16 protein-coding genes are annotated in these 14,093 nt (G+C 69.6%); 14 read left to right on the top strand and 2 right to left on the bottom strand.

Annotated elements, in window-relative coordinates; translation table 11 throughout:
• Positions 1 to 80: 80 nt before the first annotated feature.
• The 14 genes from WG903_RS15105 to WG903_RS15040 all read left to right on the top strand — a co-directional run bounded on the left by WG903_RS15105 (position 81) and on the right by WG903_RS15040 (position 11,140).
• The gene (locus WG903_RS15105; protein ID WP_340076868.1) at positions 81 to 2,279 is read left to right on the top strand and encodes a heavy metal translocating P-type ATPase; all 2,199 of its coding nucleotides are present in this window, start codon (positions 81 to 83) and stop codon (positions 2,277 to 2,279) included.
• The gene (gene ccoS, locus WG903_RS15100) at positions 2,279 to 2,416 is read left to right on the top strand and encodes a cbb3-type cytochrome oxidase assembly protein CcoS (protein ID WP_340076865.1); all 138 of its coding nucleotides are present in this window, start codon (positions 2,279 to 2,281) and stop codon (positions 2,414 to 2,416) included. The genes WG903_RS15105 and ccoS overlap by 1 nt, the downstream gene beginning before the upstream one ends.
• A gap of 64 nt (positions 2,417 to 2,480) precedes the next feature.
• Positions 2,481 to 3,911 (top strand): cytochrome-c oxidase, cbb3-type subunit I, encoded by a 1,431-nt coding sequence (gene ccoN / locus WG903_RS15095; protein WP_340076863.1) that lies wholly within the window; start codon positions 2,481 to 2,483, stop codon positions 3,909 to 3,911.
• A gap of 13 nt (positions 3,912 to 3,924) precedes the next feature.
• Positions 3,925 to 4,551 (top strand): cytochrome-c oxidase, cbb3-type subunit II, encoded by a 627-nt coding sequence (ccoO, locus tag WG903_RS15090; RefSeq protein ID WP_340076861.1) that lies wholly within the window; start codon positions 3,925 to 3,927, stop codon positions 4,549 to 4,551.
• 9 nt (positions 4,552 to 4,560) lie between these two features.
• Complete coding sequence (locus WG903_RS15085; protein ID WP_340076859.1) at positions 4,561 to 4,698, top strand: cbb3-type cytochrome oxidase subunit 3; 138 nt, start codon at positions 4,561 to 4,563, stop codon at positions 4,696 to 4,698.
• A 12-nt stretch (positions 4,699 to 4,710) separates the two neighbouring features.
• Entirely contained in the window at positions 4,711 to 5,625 is a 915-nt protein-coding gene (gene ccoP, locus WG903_RS15080) for a cytochrome-c oxidase, cbb3-type subunit III (protein WP_340076857.1), read from the top strand.
• Positions 5,622 to 7,037 carry a cytochrome c oxidase accessory protein CcoG gene (ccoG, locus tag WG903_RS15075; RefSeq protein WP_340076854.1) on the top strand — a complete coding sequence of 472 codons (1,416 nt, stop codon included), beginning with the start codon at positions 5,622 to 5,624 and terminating at the stop codon, positions 7,035 to 7,037. The genes ccoP and ccoG overlap by 4 nt, the downstream gene beginning before the upstream one ends.
• Before the next feature lie 10 nt (positions 7,038 to 7,047).
• Complete coding sequence (locus tag WG903_RS15070) at positions 7,048 to 7,299, top strand: FixH family protein (RefSeq protein WP_340076852.1); 252 nt, start codon at positions 7,048 to 7,050, stop codon at positions 7,297 to 7,299.
• Positions 7,296 to 7,529: a hypothetical protein gene (locus WG903_RS15065; protein WP_340076850.1), complete on the top strand. Its 234-nt coding sequence runs from the start codon at positions 7,296 to 7,298 to the stop codon at positions 7,527 to 7,529. Before WG903_RS15070 ends, WG903_RS15065 begins: the two co-directional genes overlap by 4 nt.
• 37 nt (positions 7,530 to 7,566) lie before the next feature.
• Positions 7,567 to 8,628, top strand: a complete 1,062-nt coding sequence (locus WG903_RS15060; RefSeq protein WP_340076847.1) for a PAS domain-containing sensor histidine kinase — start codon at positions 7,567 to 7,569, stop codon at positions 8,626 to 8,628.
• Positions 8,625 to 9,254, top strand: a complete 630-nt coding sequence (locus WG903_RS15055; protein ID WP_340076844.1) for a response regulator transcription factor — start codon at positions 8,625 to 8,627, stop codon at positions 9,252 to 9,254. The genes WG903_RS15060 and WG903_RS15055 overlap by 4 nt, the downstream gene beginning before the upstream one ends.
• A gap of 86 nt (positions 9,255 to 9,340) precedes the next feature.
• A complete protein-coding gene (locus WG903_RS15050; protein ID WP_340076842.1) occupies positions 9,341 to 9,733 on the top strand; it encodes a response regulator in 393 nt (130 codons plus the stop codon).
• A 17-nt stretch (positions 9,734 to 9,750) separates the two neighbouring features.
• Entirely contained in the window at positions 9,751 to 10,539 is a 789-nt protein-coding gene (fnr, locus tag WG903_RS15045) for a fumarate/nitrate reduction transcriptional regulator Fnr (RefSeq protein WP_340076840.1), read from the top strand.
• Between the two features lie 13 nt (positions 10,540 to 10,552).
• A complete protein-coding gene (locus tag WG903_RS15040) occupies positions 10,553 to 11,140 on the top strand; it encodes a hemerythrin domain-containing protein (protein ID WP_340076838.1) in 588 nt (195 codons plus the stop codon).
• Here the strand turns inward: WG903_RS15040 and WG903_RS15035 are convergent.
• Together WG903_RS15035 and WG903_RS15030 are read right to left on the bottom strand one after the other, a co-directional pair.
• On the bottom strand, positions 11,137 to 11,676 hold the full coding sequence (locus WG903_RS15035) for a hemerythrin domain-containing protein (RefSeq protein WP_340076836.1): 540 nt from the start codon (positions 11,674 to 11,676) through the stop codon (positions 11,137 to 11,139). The genes WG903_RS15040 and WG903_RS15035 overlap by 4 nt on opposite strands.
• Positions 11,673 to 14,090 (bottom strand): adenosylcobalamin-dependent ribonucleoside-diphosphate reductase, encoded by a 2,418-nt coding sequence (locus WG903_RS15030; protein ID WP_340076833.1) that lies wholly within the window; start codon positions 14,088 to 14,090, stop codon positions 11,673 to 11,675. Before WG903_RS15030 ends, WG903_RS15035 begins: the two co-directional genes overlap by 4 nt.
• Positions 14,091 to 14,093 lie beyond the last annotated feature (3 nt).

Below are 14,093 nucleotides of genomic sequence, written 5' to 3'. Positions count from 1 at the left end.
GACGCAGCTTACGGCGGCGCGGCGGCGCCGGCTTGATGCACGTCAACCGGCAGGGGGAAGCGCGCCCTTAGCCTTCCCGCATGCAAGCTGCCGTCCTCGCGCTCGACGATCCCGCCGAGTGGTCCGCCTTCAGCCGCGCCGGGCCGCGAGGCGGGGCGGTGCAGTCGTGGATAGCCATCGAGGGGATGTGGTGCCCGGCCTGCTCGCTGGCGGTGGAGGACGCGCTCTCGTCCTGCGCTGGCGTGCGCGAAGTGCAGGTGAACGGCGCCACCGCCACGGCCCGCGTCAGCTGGGACCCGGCCGTGGGCAAGCCTTCGGACTGGTGGCGTGCCCTGGACCGCGCCGGCTATGGCGCGGCGCCGGCGGGCGACGTCTTCACGTCGGCGCCGCGGCGGCGCGAGCAGCGCATGCTGCTGTGGCGCTGGCTGGTGGCGGGTTTCTGCATGATGCAGGTGATGATGTACGCCGTGCCGGCGTACGTCGCCGCGCCGGGGGAGATCACGCCTGACATCGAGGCGCTGCTGCACTGGGCGTCGTGGCTGATGACGCTGCCGGTGCTGCTGTTCTCGTGCCGGCCGTTCTTCCGCTCGGCGTGGCGCGACCTGCGCCATGGCCGCATCGGCATGGACGTGCCGGTGGCGCTGGGCATCCTCGTCGCCTTCGTGGCCAGCAGCATCGCCACATTCGACGCCGCCAGCGTGCTCGCGCGCGAGGTGTGGTTCGACTCGATCACGATGTTCGTGTTCTTCCTGCTGTCGGGCCGCCTGCTGGAGCAGCGCCTGCGCGACCGCACGGCCGGGGCCCTGGAGGCGCTGGCCAGGCGCCTGCCGGAGACGATCGAGCGCGAGGACGGGCAGGGCGCATTCGAGCGCGTCCCCGTGCGGCGCCTGCGGCCCGGCGACCGCATCCGCATGCTGCCGGGCGAGGTGGTGCCCGCCGACGGCGAGGTGCTGCAAGGCGCGAGCGAACTCGACGAAGCGCTGCTCACGGGCGAGTCGCGGCCGGTTGCACGCCGCGAAGGCGAGCGCGTGGTCGCCGGCAGCCACAACGTCGGCGCGAGCCTCGTCGTCCGCGTCGAGCGAAGCGGCGAGGACACGCGCTTCGCGGCCATCGTGTCGCTGATGGAGCGCGCATCGGCCGACAAGCCCCGGGCCGCGCAGCTCGCGGACCGTTTCGCGTCGCCGTTTCTCGCGGCGGTCATCGCGGCGAGCGCCGCGGCGGCAGCGTGGTGGTGGCCCGCGGGCCCGGCGCATGCCATCGGCGTCGCGATCGCCGTCCTCATCGTCACCTGCCCGTGCGCGCTCTCGCTGGCGACGCCCGCCGCCACGCTGGCCGCGGCCGGTGCGCTGGCGCGGCGCGGCATCCTCGTTCGCCGGCTGCCGGCCCTGGAGGCTGCGGCGGCGATCGACACGGTGGTCTTCGACAAGACGGGCACGCTCACCCGGCCGCAAGCGGCTGTCGGGGCCATCCGCACACGCGAGGGCATTGATGCGCAGGAGGCCCTGCGAGTCGCGGCCGGGCTGGCCCGTCATTCGCTGCATCCGCTGTCGCGCGCTCTCGTGGCCGCGGCGGGGGATCGCGCCAAGGTGTTCGGCGAGGTGCGCGAAATTCCTGGCCAGGGCGTCGAGAGCGAAGGCTGGCGCCTGGGCTCCGCCGTGTTCTGCGGCGCGGCCGGGGCCGATGGCCAGGTGCACCTGGCCGATGCGCAGGGGTGGCTCGCGAGTTTCGGCATCGAGGAAGCGCTGCGCGCCGACGCGGCGCCCGCCGTCGCGTCGCTGCGCCGCGCGGGGGTCGCGGTGGAACTGCTCTCCGGCGACCGGCCCGCGGCCGTCGAGCGCATGGCACGCGCCGCCGGCATCGACGCCGCGCAAGGAGCCCGGACGCCGGAATCGAAACTGGCACGCGTCGTTGGCTTGCAGGCGCATGGCCGGCGCGTGGCGATGGCGGGCGACGGCATGAACGACGGCCCCGTGCTCGCGCGTGCCGACGTGTCGATCGCGCTCGGCGACGCCGTGCCGCTGGCGCAGGCGCGCTGCGACTTCATCGTCCCGGGCGGGCAGGTCGTTGCGGTGCCGCAGCTTCTCGCGCTGTCGCGGCGCACCCGCGCGGTGGTGCGCGAGAACCTGGCCTGGGCCGCGGCCTACAACTTCGTGTGCGTGCCCCTCGCGGTCATCGGCTGGATGCCGCCGTGGTTGGCGGGCATCGGCATGGCGGCCAGCTCGCTGCTGGTGGTGCTCAATTCCGCGCGGCTTGCAAGCCTTCCGAAAGCAATGGACTGATGGACATCCTGTTCCTGCTGATTCCGCTGTCCGTGGCCCTGGGCTTCATCATCCTCGGCGCGCTGGGGTGGGCCGTGTGGCGCGGCCAGTTCGACTCGATCGAGGCCGAGGGCGAGCGGATTCTCCGGGGCGATTGATTTTCATCAAGCGCGCGGGCGCCCCCCGCACGGAGACTGTCGGCATGAAAACGCGAGGCAACCCATGACCGACAAGACCGCACCCGCCGCCTACGACGACACGGCCGTGCGCCAGTTCACGCTGGCCGCCGTGCTGTGGGGCGTCGTCGGCATGCTGGTAGGCGTGTTCATCGCGGCCCAGCTGGCCTGGCCCGAACTCAATTTCGGCATCCCCTGGCTCAGTTACGGCCGCCTGCGGCCCCTGCACACCAACGCGGTGATCTTCGCTTTCGGCGGTTGCGCGCTGTTCGCCACCAGCTACTGGTGCGTGCAGCGCACGTCGCACGTGCCGCTGTTCATGCCCAAGCTCGCGTCGTTCACGTTCTGGGGTTGGCAGGCGGTCATCGTGGCGGCCGCGATCTCGCTGCCCCTGGGCTACACCACCGGCAAGGAATACGCCGAGCTCGAGTGGCCCATCGACATCCTGATCACGCTGGTGTGGGTGTCCTATGCGGTCGTCTTCTTCGGCACCATCGGCACGCGGCGGATCAAGCACATCTACGTCGCCAACTGGTTCTACGGCTCCTTCATCATCGCGGTGGCCATCCTGCACCTGGTGAACAGCGCCGAGGTTCCCGCGGGCTGGATGAAGTCCTACTCCGCGTACGCCGGCGTGCAGGACGCGATGGTGCAATGGTGGTACGGCCACAACGCGGTGGGCTTCTTCCTCACCGCCGGCTTCCTGGGGATGATGTACTACTTCGTCCCGAAGCAGGCCGAGCGCCCGGTCTACAGCTACCGCCTGTCCATCGTCCACTTCTGGGCGCTGATCTTCACGTACATGTGGGCGGGCCCGCACCACCTGCACTACACCGCGCTGCCCGACTGGACGCAATCGCTGGGCATGCTGTTCTCGCTGATCCTGCTCGCGCCGAGCTGGGGCGGGATGATCAACGGGATGATGACGCTCTCGGGCGCGTGGCACAAACTGCGCGACGACCCGGTGCTGCGTTTCATGATCGTGGCGCTGTCCTTCTATGGCATGGCGACCTTCGAGGGCCCGCTCATGTCGATCAAGACGGTGAACTCGCTGTCGCACTACACCGACTGGACGGTGGGCCATGTGCACGCGGGCGCGCTGGGCTGGGTCGGCCTGATCACGATGGGCTGCCTGTACTTCCTCATCCCGCGCCTGTTCGGGCAGAAGAAGATGTACTCGGTCCCGGCGATCGAGCTGCACTTCTGGATCTCGACGCTGGGCATCGTCCTGTACATCGCCGCGATGTGGATCGCCGGCGTGATGCAGGGGCTGATGTGGCGCGCGGTCAACACCGACGGCACGCTCACCTACACCTTCGTCGAATCCGTGAAGGCCACCTATCCCTTCTACGTGATCCGCGCGATCGGCGGGCTGATGTACCTGGCCGGCATGCTGGTCATGGCCTGGAACACCTGGATGACCGTGGCGGGCGGGCGCTCGGTGCGCGTCGCCGTCCCCATGCCGCAAGCCGCCTGAGGAATCGAACACCATGAGCCAAACCACTTCCGACACCGGCTTCACGCACGAGAAGGTCGAGACCAGCAACTTCCTGATGATCGTGCTGATCCTGCTGGTGGTCGCCATCGGCGGCGCCGTCGAGATCGTGCCGCTGTTCTTCCAGAAGTCCACGACCGAGCCCGTGCAGGGCGTCAAGCCCTACACCGCGCTGCAGCTCGCGGGCCGCGACATCTACGTGCGCGAGGGCTGCTACAACTGCCACTCGCAGATGATCCGGCCCTTCCGCGCCGAGACGCTGCGCTACGGCCATTACTCGGTGGCCGGCGAGTTCGTCTACGACCACCCCTTCCAGTGGGGCAGCAAGCGCACCGGCCCCGACCTGCACCGTGTCGGCGGCAAGTACAGCGACGACTGGCACCGCATCCACCTGAACAACCCGCGCGACGTGGTGCCCGAGTCGAACATGCCGGCCTACCCCTGGCTGGAGAAGAACAAGGTCGACGCCGCGGCGATGCCCACGCACATGAAGGCGCTGCGCACCGTGGGCGTGCCGTACACCGACGCCGAGATCGCGAAGGCCGAGGCCGACGTCAAGGGCAAGTCCGAGATGGAGGCGCTGGTCGCCTACCTGCAGGGCCTGGGCCTGGCGCTCAAGTAGGGAATGCACATGGACGTCAACACGCTTCGCATCTTCGCCACCGTGGCCTGCTTCACGGTCTTCGTCGGCATCCTCGCGTGGACGTACGCGAGGCGGCAGAAGCCGCAACTCGAGCGCGCCGCGCAGATTCCCTTCAACGACGACTAGCCGGGACAAGCCATGAGCGATTTCAACGCCAGTTTCTGGTCGGTCTACGTGGCCGGCGCCACCGTCGTCGGCATCCTCGCCTGCCTGGTCCTGCTGTGGGTCACCGCGCGCAAGAAGGTCACGGCGACCGCCGACAACACCACGGGCCACGTGTGGGACGAGGACCTCACCGAGATGAACAACCCCATGCCGCGCTGGTGGATGTGGCTGTTCGTGCTCACCATCGTCTTCTCGCTGCTGTACCTGGCCGCGTACCCGGGCCTGGGCAGCTACCAGGGCGAGCTGAAGTGGAGCAGCGCGCAGGAGCACGCGACCGAGATGGCGCAGGCCGACAAGGAACTGGCGCCGTTCTACGCCCAGTTCACCGCCCGGAAGGTGGAGGAGGTCGCGGGTGACCGCAACGCCATGGCGGTCGGCGAGCGCCTGTTCATGAACAACTGCGCCCAGTGCCACGGCTCCGATGCGCGCGGCAGCAAGGGCTTCCCCAACCTGGCCGACACCGACTGGCTGCACGGCGGCACGCCGGAGAAGATCGTCGAGTCGATCACCAAGGGCCGGACGGGCGCGATGCCGCCCATGGCCGCGGCCGTCGGCTCGGCCGACGACGTGAAGAACGTCGCGAACTACGTGCTGTCGCTGTCGAACGCGCCGCACGACTCCGTGCGCGCGCAGCTGGGCAAGTCCAAGTTCACGGCCTGCGCCGCCTGCCACGGCATGGACGGCAAGGGCAACCCCGCCATCGGCGCCCCGAACCTCACCGACGACACCTGGCTGCACGGCTGGGGCGAGCAGGCCATCGTCGGCATCATCAACAACGGCAAGACCAACGTCATGCCGGCGCAGGAAGCCAAGCTCTCGGCCGCACAGATCCACGTGCTGGGTGCGTACGTGTGGGGCTTGTCGAACAAGCCGCCCGCCCGGCCATGAAGGTCATCCCCATCGTCGCCGCGGTTCCGGGCGAGGACGGGACGCAGTCGCTCTACGAAGCGCAGAAGAAGATCTACCCGCGCGCGGTCACCGGCCGCTTCGCGCGCTGGCGCTGGGCCTTCGTGTGGCTCACGCAGGTCGTCTTCTACGGCCTGCCGTGGCTCGAGTGGGGAAACCGCCAGGCGGTGCTGTTCGACCTGGCCGCGCGCCGCTTCTACATCTTCGGCTGGGTCCTGTACCCGCAGGACTTCATCTACCTCACGGGCCTGCTGGTCGTCAGTGCGCTGTCGCTGTTCCTCTTCACGGCCGTCGCAGGCCGCCTGTGGTGCGGCTTCGCCTGCCCCCAGACCGTCTACACGGAGATGTTCCTGTGGATCGAGCGCAAGGTCGAGGGCGACCGCACCGCCCGCATGAAGCTGGACGGGCAGCCCCTGACGCTGGAGAAGCTGGTGAAGAAGTGGTTCAAGCACCTGCTGTGGTTCATGCTGGCCATGTGGACCGGCTTCACCTTCGTGGGCTACTTCACGCCGATCGACGACCTGATGCTGGAGTTCCTGCAGACCCGCATGGGGTCGTGGGAGGTGTTCTGGGTCTTCTTCTACGCGTTCGCGACGTACGGCAATGCGGGTTTCCTGCGCGAGCAGGTGTGCAAGTACATGTGCCCCTACGCGCGCTTCCAGAGCGCGATGTTCGACAAGGACACGCTCATCATCAGCTACGACGCCGCCCGCGGCGAGCCGCGCGGCGCGCGCTCGCGCCAGGCCGATCCCGCCACGCTGGGCCTGGGCGCCTGCGTGGATTGCAGCCTGTGCGTGCAGGTCTGCCCCACCGGCATCGACATCCGCCAGGGCCTGCAGTACGAGTGCATCGGCTGTGCCGGCTGCATCGATGTGTGCAACGGTGTCATGGACAAGATGGGCTACCAGCGCGGGCTGATCCGCTTCACGACGCAGAACGCGCTGAAGCAGGGCTGGGACGAGAGCCGGATCTGGCGCCACGTGCTGCGCCCGCGCGTGCTGCTGTACGCGGCGGTGCTGGGGGCCCTGTGCTTCGCGCTGGCCTTGAGCCTGGCGCTGCGCACGCCGCTGAAGGTCGACGTGGTCCGCGACCGCGCGGCGCTTTCGCGCATCGTGGCGGGCGGCAAGCTGGAGAACGTGTACCGGCTGCAGGTGATGAACGCCACCGAGCAGCCGCAGAAATACCGCATCACCGTCACCGGGTTGCCGGGGCTGGCCGTGGCCTCCGAGAGCGAGGTCGCGGTCGGCCCTGCGGAATCGCGCTGGGTCGCGGTCCGCCTGCAGGTGCCGTACGGCAGCGCCGCGCCGGGCTCGCACCCGATCCAGTTCCAGGTGGAGGCGCTGGGCGCCGACGCCCATGTCAGCGAGAAAGCGGCATTCCTCGTGCCGCGATGAGGAGATTCGCATGAACGGACAGGACATGAACCCGGCGCCGTGGTGGCAGCATGGCCACGTGTGGCTGTTGATCGCCGGCCCCGCCGCCGTCGTCGTCGCCGGCGTTCTCACGGCCTGGATCGCGGTCGCGAAGAGCGATCCGGTGGTCGACGCCGACTACTACCGCCGCGGCATCGAGATCAACAAGCAGCTGGCCGCCGAGCGCGCGCTGCTGCCGGCGGTGCAGGGCCGCAACCATGCCGCCACGCCGGTGAAGCCGTGAAGGCGGGGCTGATGGCGGTGGTGTGGCCGGCGTTCATGGCCGCCTGCGTGCTGGAGCTGCTGGTGTTCGCCGTCGCCGACCCCCTGGACATGCATTGGGCGGGGGCGCCATTGGGCTGGTCGCGGCAGGCCGTCCACACGATCGCATTCTTCGCCTTCTGGTGCGTGACCTGCGCCGCCTGCTCTTTCACCAGCTTGCTGCGCCTGCCGCCCGCGGAAATCAACCAGTGAGGCGGTTGCGGTAAATTCCCCTGCAGGGAACCGCCGCGTGCCGAATTCTTCCATCACCGAACACAACGCCGCCGCGCGGCTGGCGGGCCTGCTCGAATCGGCGATGGACGCCATCATCACCGTCGACGAGGCGCAGCGCATCGTCATGTACAACCGCGCCGCCGAGCGCATCTTCGGCTGGGCCTTCGCCGACGTGAAAGACAAGCCGCTCGACCTCCTGATCCCGGCGCGCTTCCGGCCCCACCATGGCGAACACGTCCGCCGCTTCGGCGAAACCGGCGTGACGTCGCGCCGCATGAGCGGCAGCACGGTGGTCTTCGGGCTGCGCCGCGGCGGCGAGGAGTTCCCGGTCGACGCCTCCATCTCGCAGCTGGACACGCCCGAAGGCAAGCTCTACACGGTGATCCTGCGTGACGTGACCGAGCGCGTGCGTGCGCAGGAAGACCTCGCCGCGTTCGCCAAGCAGTCCAGCGCCGTACGCGAGCAGGAAAAGAGCCGCGTGGCGCGCGAGCTGCACGACGAGCTGGCGCAGTCGCTCACGGCGATCAAGATGGACACGATCTGGCTGAAGGACAACCTGCGCGCCGAGCCCGATGCGGCCGCGGCGAAGGTGCAGGAGATGCTGCGCATGATCGATGGCGCGGTGGCTTCGACGCGCCGGATCGCCGCCGACCTGCGGCCGCTGGTGCTCGACGACCTGGGCCTCATGCCCGCGATCGACTGGCTGGTGCAGAACTTCCGCCAGCGCCACGGCATCGAGTGCCGCCTCGAGGCCGACGAGGACCTGGAGCTGGCCGAACCGTACGCGACCGCCGTGTTCCGCATCGTCCAGGAGTCGCTGGCCAACGTCGCCAAGCACGCGCAGGCCCGGCGCGTCACCGTTTCCGTCATGCCGGTCGAGCGCGGCCTGCGGCTCGTGGTGCAGGACGACGGCGCGGGCTTCGACACCGGGGCCGCGCGCAAGCCCGGCTCGCTGGGCCTGGCCGGCTTGCGCGAGCGCGCCCAGCTGCTCAAGGGCACCGTCGCCGTCCAGAGCCGGCCGGGGCAGGGCACCACCGTCGAGGCCTTCATCCCCGTGGGCGAGGGGGAGGGCGCGTGATCCGCCTCGTGATCGCCGACGACCACGCCATCGTGCGCGAGGGCCTCAAGCGCATCGTCGGCGACGCGGCCGACCTGCAGGTCGAGGCGGAGGCGGCGGACGGCAACGAGGTGATGGCGATCGTGCGCGAGCGCGAGTTCGACGTGCTCGTGACCGACCTGTCGATGCCGGGCCGCAGCGGCATGGAGCTGATCAAGCTGGTGAAGTCCGAGCGGCCGAAGCTGCGCATCCTCGTGCTGTCGATGCACCAGGAGACGCAGTACGCCGTGCGGGCGATCAAGTCGGGCGCCAGCGGCTACCTCACCAAGGAAAGCGCGCCGGGCCAGCTGGTTCAGGCGATCCGCAAGATCGCTGCCGGGGGCGCGTACATCAGCACCGAGGTTGCCGAGCAGCTCGCGCTCGGCGCGATGCCGGGCGGCGAGAAGCCACCGCACGAGGCGCTGTCGGACCGCGAGTTCGAGGTGTTCCGCCAGCTCGTCGCCGGGTCGTCGGTGACCGAGATCGCCGCCAACCTCAAGCTCTCGGTCAAGACCGTCAGCACGCACAAGTCCAACCTGATGCAAAAGCTCGCCATCGCCAACCAGAGCGACCTGGTTCGCTACGCGATGCGGCACGGCCTCGGATAATTCCTAGGCGCTTTCCGGACTCGTCCGAAGGCGCGATTCAGCGCGCGCCGATGTCGCCGAGGGCCTATGCAGACGACAGTAGGGGCATGTCCACAGCCCTTGCCGCCCGCGACCTCAAGGTCTTCCTCGCGGACGATTCCGCCCCGATCCGCCAGCGCGTGGCCGGCATGCTGCCGCCCGCCAGTACGGTGGTCGGCGAAGGCGGCACCCCGCACGAGTGCATCGCCGGCATCCTGGCCACGCGGCCCGACGTCGTCGTGCTCGACGTGCAGCTCGAAGGCGGGCAAGGCCTGGAGGTGCTGCGCGCCGTGCGGGCCGCCCAGCCGCACGTCGCCTTCGTCGTGCTCTCCAACAACTCGCAGCCGGCCTACCGCAAGCACTACCTGGCCGCCGGCGCCAGCCGCTTCCTGGACAAGTCCACCGAATTCGACCAGCTCGCCGCGGCCGTCGCCGCCGCGCCGCAGACCCTTTCGCATTGAGAAGAGAAGAACCCGCCATGAACGCAGCCCTGTCCGAAGCGCCCATCCGCAGCATCCGCATTGCACCGGTCCCGGCAACGCCACGCGTGGCCGCCGTAGCGCCGTTGAAGACGCTGTGCTCCAGCTGCCACCTCAAGGACCTGTGCCTGCCCTGCGGCCTGGCGGACCCCGACGTGCAGCGCCTGGACGGCCTCAAGTTCGGCCGGCGCAAGGTCGAAGCGGGCGAGACGCTCTACCGCGAGGGCGACGGGTTCCAGTTCATCTACGCGGTGCGCAGCGGCACCTTCAAGTCCGCCCTGGCGCTGGCCGACGGCCGCGAGCAGGTGAGCGGCTTCCACATCGCCGGCGAGCTGATGGGCCTGGACGGCCTGGCGTCGGGCAAGCACGCGAGCACGGCGGTCGCGCTGGAGGACACCGAGGTCTGCGCCATCCCGTATGCGCACCTGGGTGAGCTCGCCGTGAACAGCGCCGGCCTGCAGATGGTGATGGCGCGCCTCATGAGCCGCGAGATCGTGCGCGAGCACAGCCTCATGATGCTGCTGGGAAGCATGAACGCCGAAGAGCGCCTGGCCGCGTTCCTGCTGAACCTGTCGCAGCGGATGAAGGCGCGCGGCTATTCGCCGAAGGAGTTCCACCTGCGCATGTCGCGCGCCGAGATCGGCAGCTACCTCGGGATGAAGCTGGAGACCGTGAGCCGCACCTTCTCGGCGTTCCAGGCGCAGCGGCTGCTGGAAGTGGACAAGAAGCACATCCGCATCACCGACCTCGATGGCCTGACGCGCGCGTTCGAGGCGCGTGTGCAGTGACGCGGGGACGTCCATGAAGACGCTCAGGATCATCCGGGACGAACACGCCGCGGTGGCGGCCATGCTGCGCTCGCTGCAACCCCTGCTCGACCAGGGCCCGGGCGACGAACCCGAGCGCTTCTTCGACGTGCTTCGCGCGATGCTGTTCTACATCGACGAATTCCCCGAGAAGCGCCACCACCCGAAGGAGTCCGACCTGCTGTTCCCCAAGCTCGTGCGCAAGGCGCCCGAGCTGATGGACGTGATCCACAAGCTCGAAGGCGACCACATGCAGGGCGAATACCGCGTGCGGGAGCTGCAGCACCAGCTCCTGGCCTGGGAGCTCCTGGGCGAGTCCCGGCGCGGCGAGTTCGTGCGCAGCGCGCAGGACTATGTGCGCTTCTACCTGGAGCACATGCGGCTGGAGGAGACGCAATTGCTCCCCGCGGCGGAGCGCGTGCTGGACGAAAGGGAGTGGGCCGAGCTCGACCGCGCCTTCGAAGCCACCCGCGACCCGCTGGCCGGCGGCATGGCGGACCCTGGCTACGACCGGCTGTTCACGCGCATCGTGCGCGCGGCGCCTGCGCCCGTCGGCGTGGGGCCGTCGCTGCAGCGCGCCTAGGCCACCCCGCGCCGCGACATCATGTCGCGGCTCATGGCCTTCAGGCGTTCGGGGTCCATCTCGGCGCTGGCCTTGGGGAAGGCGACCTTCTCCTCGGCGCGCATGTGCTCCTTGTAGAGCGTGGCGAAGCCCTCGAGGATGGCATCGTCGGCCTCGTTGAAGCGCGTGCGCATGCCGGTCTCCACTTCCTCCAGCAGCGAGCGCGCGATGATCCAGCGCGAAGCCATCTCCTGGTGTTCCACCTGCAGGCGCGCGACCAGGTGGATCATCTCGACGTCCTGCAGGCCGATCAGCGTGGGGAACACGTGCAGTTCCTCGTCGCGGTGGTGCTGCGGGCCGGCCTTGTCGAAGTAGCGCATGACGTCGCGCGCGGCCTGCCGTGCCTGCTCGTCCGCGCCGAATTCCAGCAGGTGCGAGCGCAGCTTCGACAGCAGCGTGAGCATGCGCTCGACGCGGTCGTGGCAGGCCAGCAGCATCTCGAAAGGCTGCTCGAATCCGGGGCCCAGCGGCGCGCCGGGCGGGGTGATCTGGTTCATCCGCAGGATCCCATGTGGCCGCAGCTGGTGCACCAGTCGCAGCCGTCCTTGCGGATCATCGCATGGGCGCCGCACTCGGGACACTTGCGGCCGGCCAGGACCTGTGTGGAAGTGGACGGAACCGGCTCCGGCGTTTCCAGCGCCGCGGCAGGTTCGCCACGGCGGCGTGCGATCACGTTCTGCACCGCATAGGCGATGGCCGCCACTTCGGAGTCGTGCCACATGGGCACCTGCGCGCCGTCGGAGCGCGTGTACGCGCCCAGGCGCACGGGCCCGCGGTCCCAGGCGACCTTGCGCATGTCGGCCAGCGCGCGCTCGAGGAAGCCGCCGCGCGCGGCGAGCGACAGCAGGCGCATGCTGGAGGTGATCCACTGCTGCGACTCGCCGCTCTGGCCCACCGGCATGAAGAACTCGATGGCGCGTTCGCGCCCGTCGGGCAGCGGCAGGAACGAGACGACGAGGTACAGGTTCTTGCGGCCTTCCTGCGTCCAGTATTCGAGCTTCTCGACCTCGGCGGGCAGGTTGCCCTGCGGCCGCTTCTCGATCACCGAGCGCATCGGGTCGGCGCCCGACGCGCGCGCGGCCTGCGCGCCCTCCGGCTCGCTCGCGCCCGACGAAGGCGCTTCGAGCACCGCGCCGAGGATGTCGTTTGGGCGGTAGGTGGCCAGGCCTTTCAGCTGCGCCTGCCAGGCCTGCATGTACAGGCCCTTGAAATCGTCGTACGGGTAGTCGGCCGGGATGTTCACGGTCTTGGAGATGGCCGTGTCGATGAAGGGCTGCACCGCTTCCATCATCGCGAGGTGGTCGCCGGCGCGCATCTGCAGCGCCGAGACGAAGGCCGGCGGCAGCTGCGCCATGTCGCCGCCGAGGGCGCGGTACACGCGCCACGCGTGGTCTTCCACCTCGTACTCGCTCATCGCGCCGTTGCCCTCGCGCTTGCGGCGGCGGTAGGTCCAGGAGAACGCGGGCTCGATGCCGTTCGACGCGTTGTCGGCGAAGGCCAGGCTGACGGTGCCCGTCGGCGCGATGGCCAGCAGGTGGCTGTTGCGGATGCCGGACTGCGCGATGGCCTGGCGCAGCGGCTCGTCGAGGCGGCTCGCGAAAGTGCCGGGCTCGAGGTAGCCGCGCGCATCGAAGGCGGGGAAGGGGCCTTTCTCCTTCGCGAGCTCGATCGACGCGGCGTACGCGGCATCGCGCATCGAGCGCGCGATGCGGGCCGCCATGTCGCGGCCTTCCGCGGCGTCGTAACGCAGGCCCAGCATGACCAGCGTGTCGCCCAGGCCGGTGAAACCCACGCCGATGCGGCGCTTGGCCATGGCCTCGCTGCGCTGCTGCTCCAGCGGCCAGTGCGTCAGATCCAGCACGTTGTCGAGCGCGCGCACCTGCACCGCAACGGCCTGCGCGAAGCGCGCGAAGTCGAAGTGCGGCACGCCGCCGAAGCCGAAGGGGTGCTGCACGAAGCGCGTGAGGATCACGGGCCCGAGGTCGCAGCAGCCGTAGGGCGGCAGCGGCTCCTCGGCGCAGGGATTCGTGGCTTCTATGCGCTCGCAGTAGCGCAGGTTGTTGTCGCGGTTGACGGCGTCGAGGAACAGGATGCCCGGCTCGGCGAAGTCGTAGGTCGACCGCATGATCGTGTCCCACAGCTCGCGCGCCTGCACCGTGCGGTAGGCCCACAGGCCGTCGGCCCGCAGGTGCGCGCCCTGGGCGATGAGCGCGGCGCCGGGCGCGGCGCGGTGCACCAGCGCCCATTCGCCGCCGGCCTGCACGGTGCGCATGAACTCGTCGGTCACCGCGACCGAGACGTTGAAGTTGTTCCAGCGCCCCGGCTTGCGCTTGGCGGTGATGAACTCCAGCACGTCGGGGTGGTCGATGCGCAGCACGCCCATCTGCGCGCCGCGCCGCGCGCCCGCGCTTTCCACGGTGGCGCAGGAGGCGTCGAAGACGTCGATGTAGCTGCACGGGCCGGACGCCAGCGAATGCGTGGCCTTGACCTCGGCGCCGCGCGGGCGGATGCGCGAGAAGTCGTAGCCCACGCCGCCGCCGCGGCGCATGGTCTCGGCGGCCTCGCGCAGGGCTTCGTAAATGCCGGTATAGCCGGCGTCGTCCACGCCCTGGATGCTGTCGCCCACGGGCTGCACGAAGCAGTTGATCAGCGTGGCTTCCAGCTGCGTGCCCGCCGCGCTCATGATGCGGCCCGCGCCGATGGCGCCGGCTTCGAGGTTGGCGTGGAAGCGCGCCTCCCATTGGGCACGCAGCGGCTCCGCCTCGACGCTGGCCAGCGCGCGCGCCACGCGGGCGAAGACATCCGCCTGCGAATGCTCGCCCGGCTTGGCGTACTTTTCGCGCAGGACGTCGACCGTGATCGGCTGGGCCGGGAGCACGGGCGGGGCGCCGGATTCGGTTTCGCGCTTCATCCT

Source organism: Ramlibacter sp. PS4R-6, assembly GCF_037572775.1.
GTDB lineage: Bacteria > Pseudomonadota > Gammaproteobacteria > Burkholderiales > Burkholderiaceae_C > Ramlibacter.
This window is presented reverse-complemented; position numbering and strand designations above follow the sequence as displayed.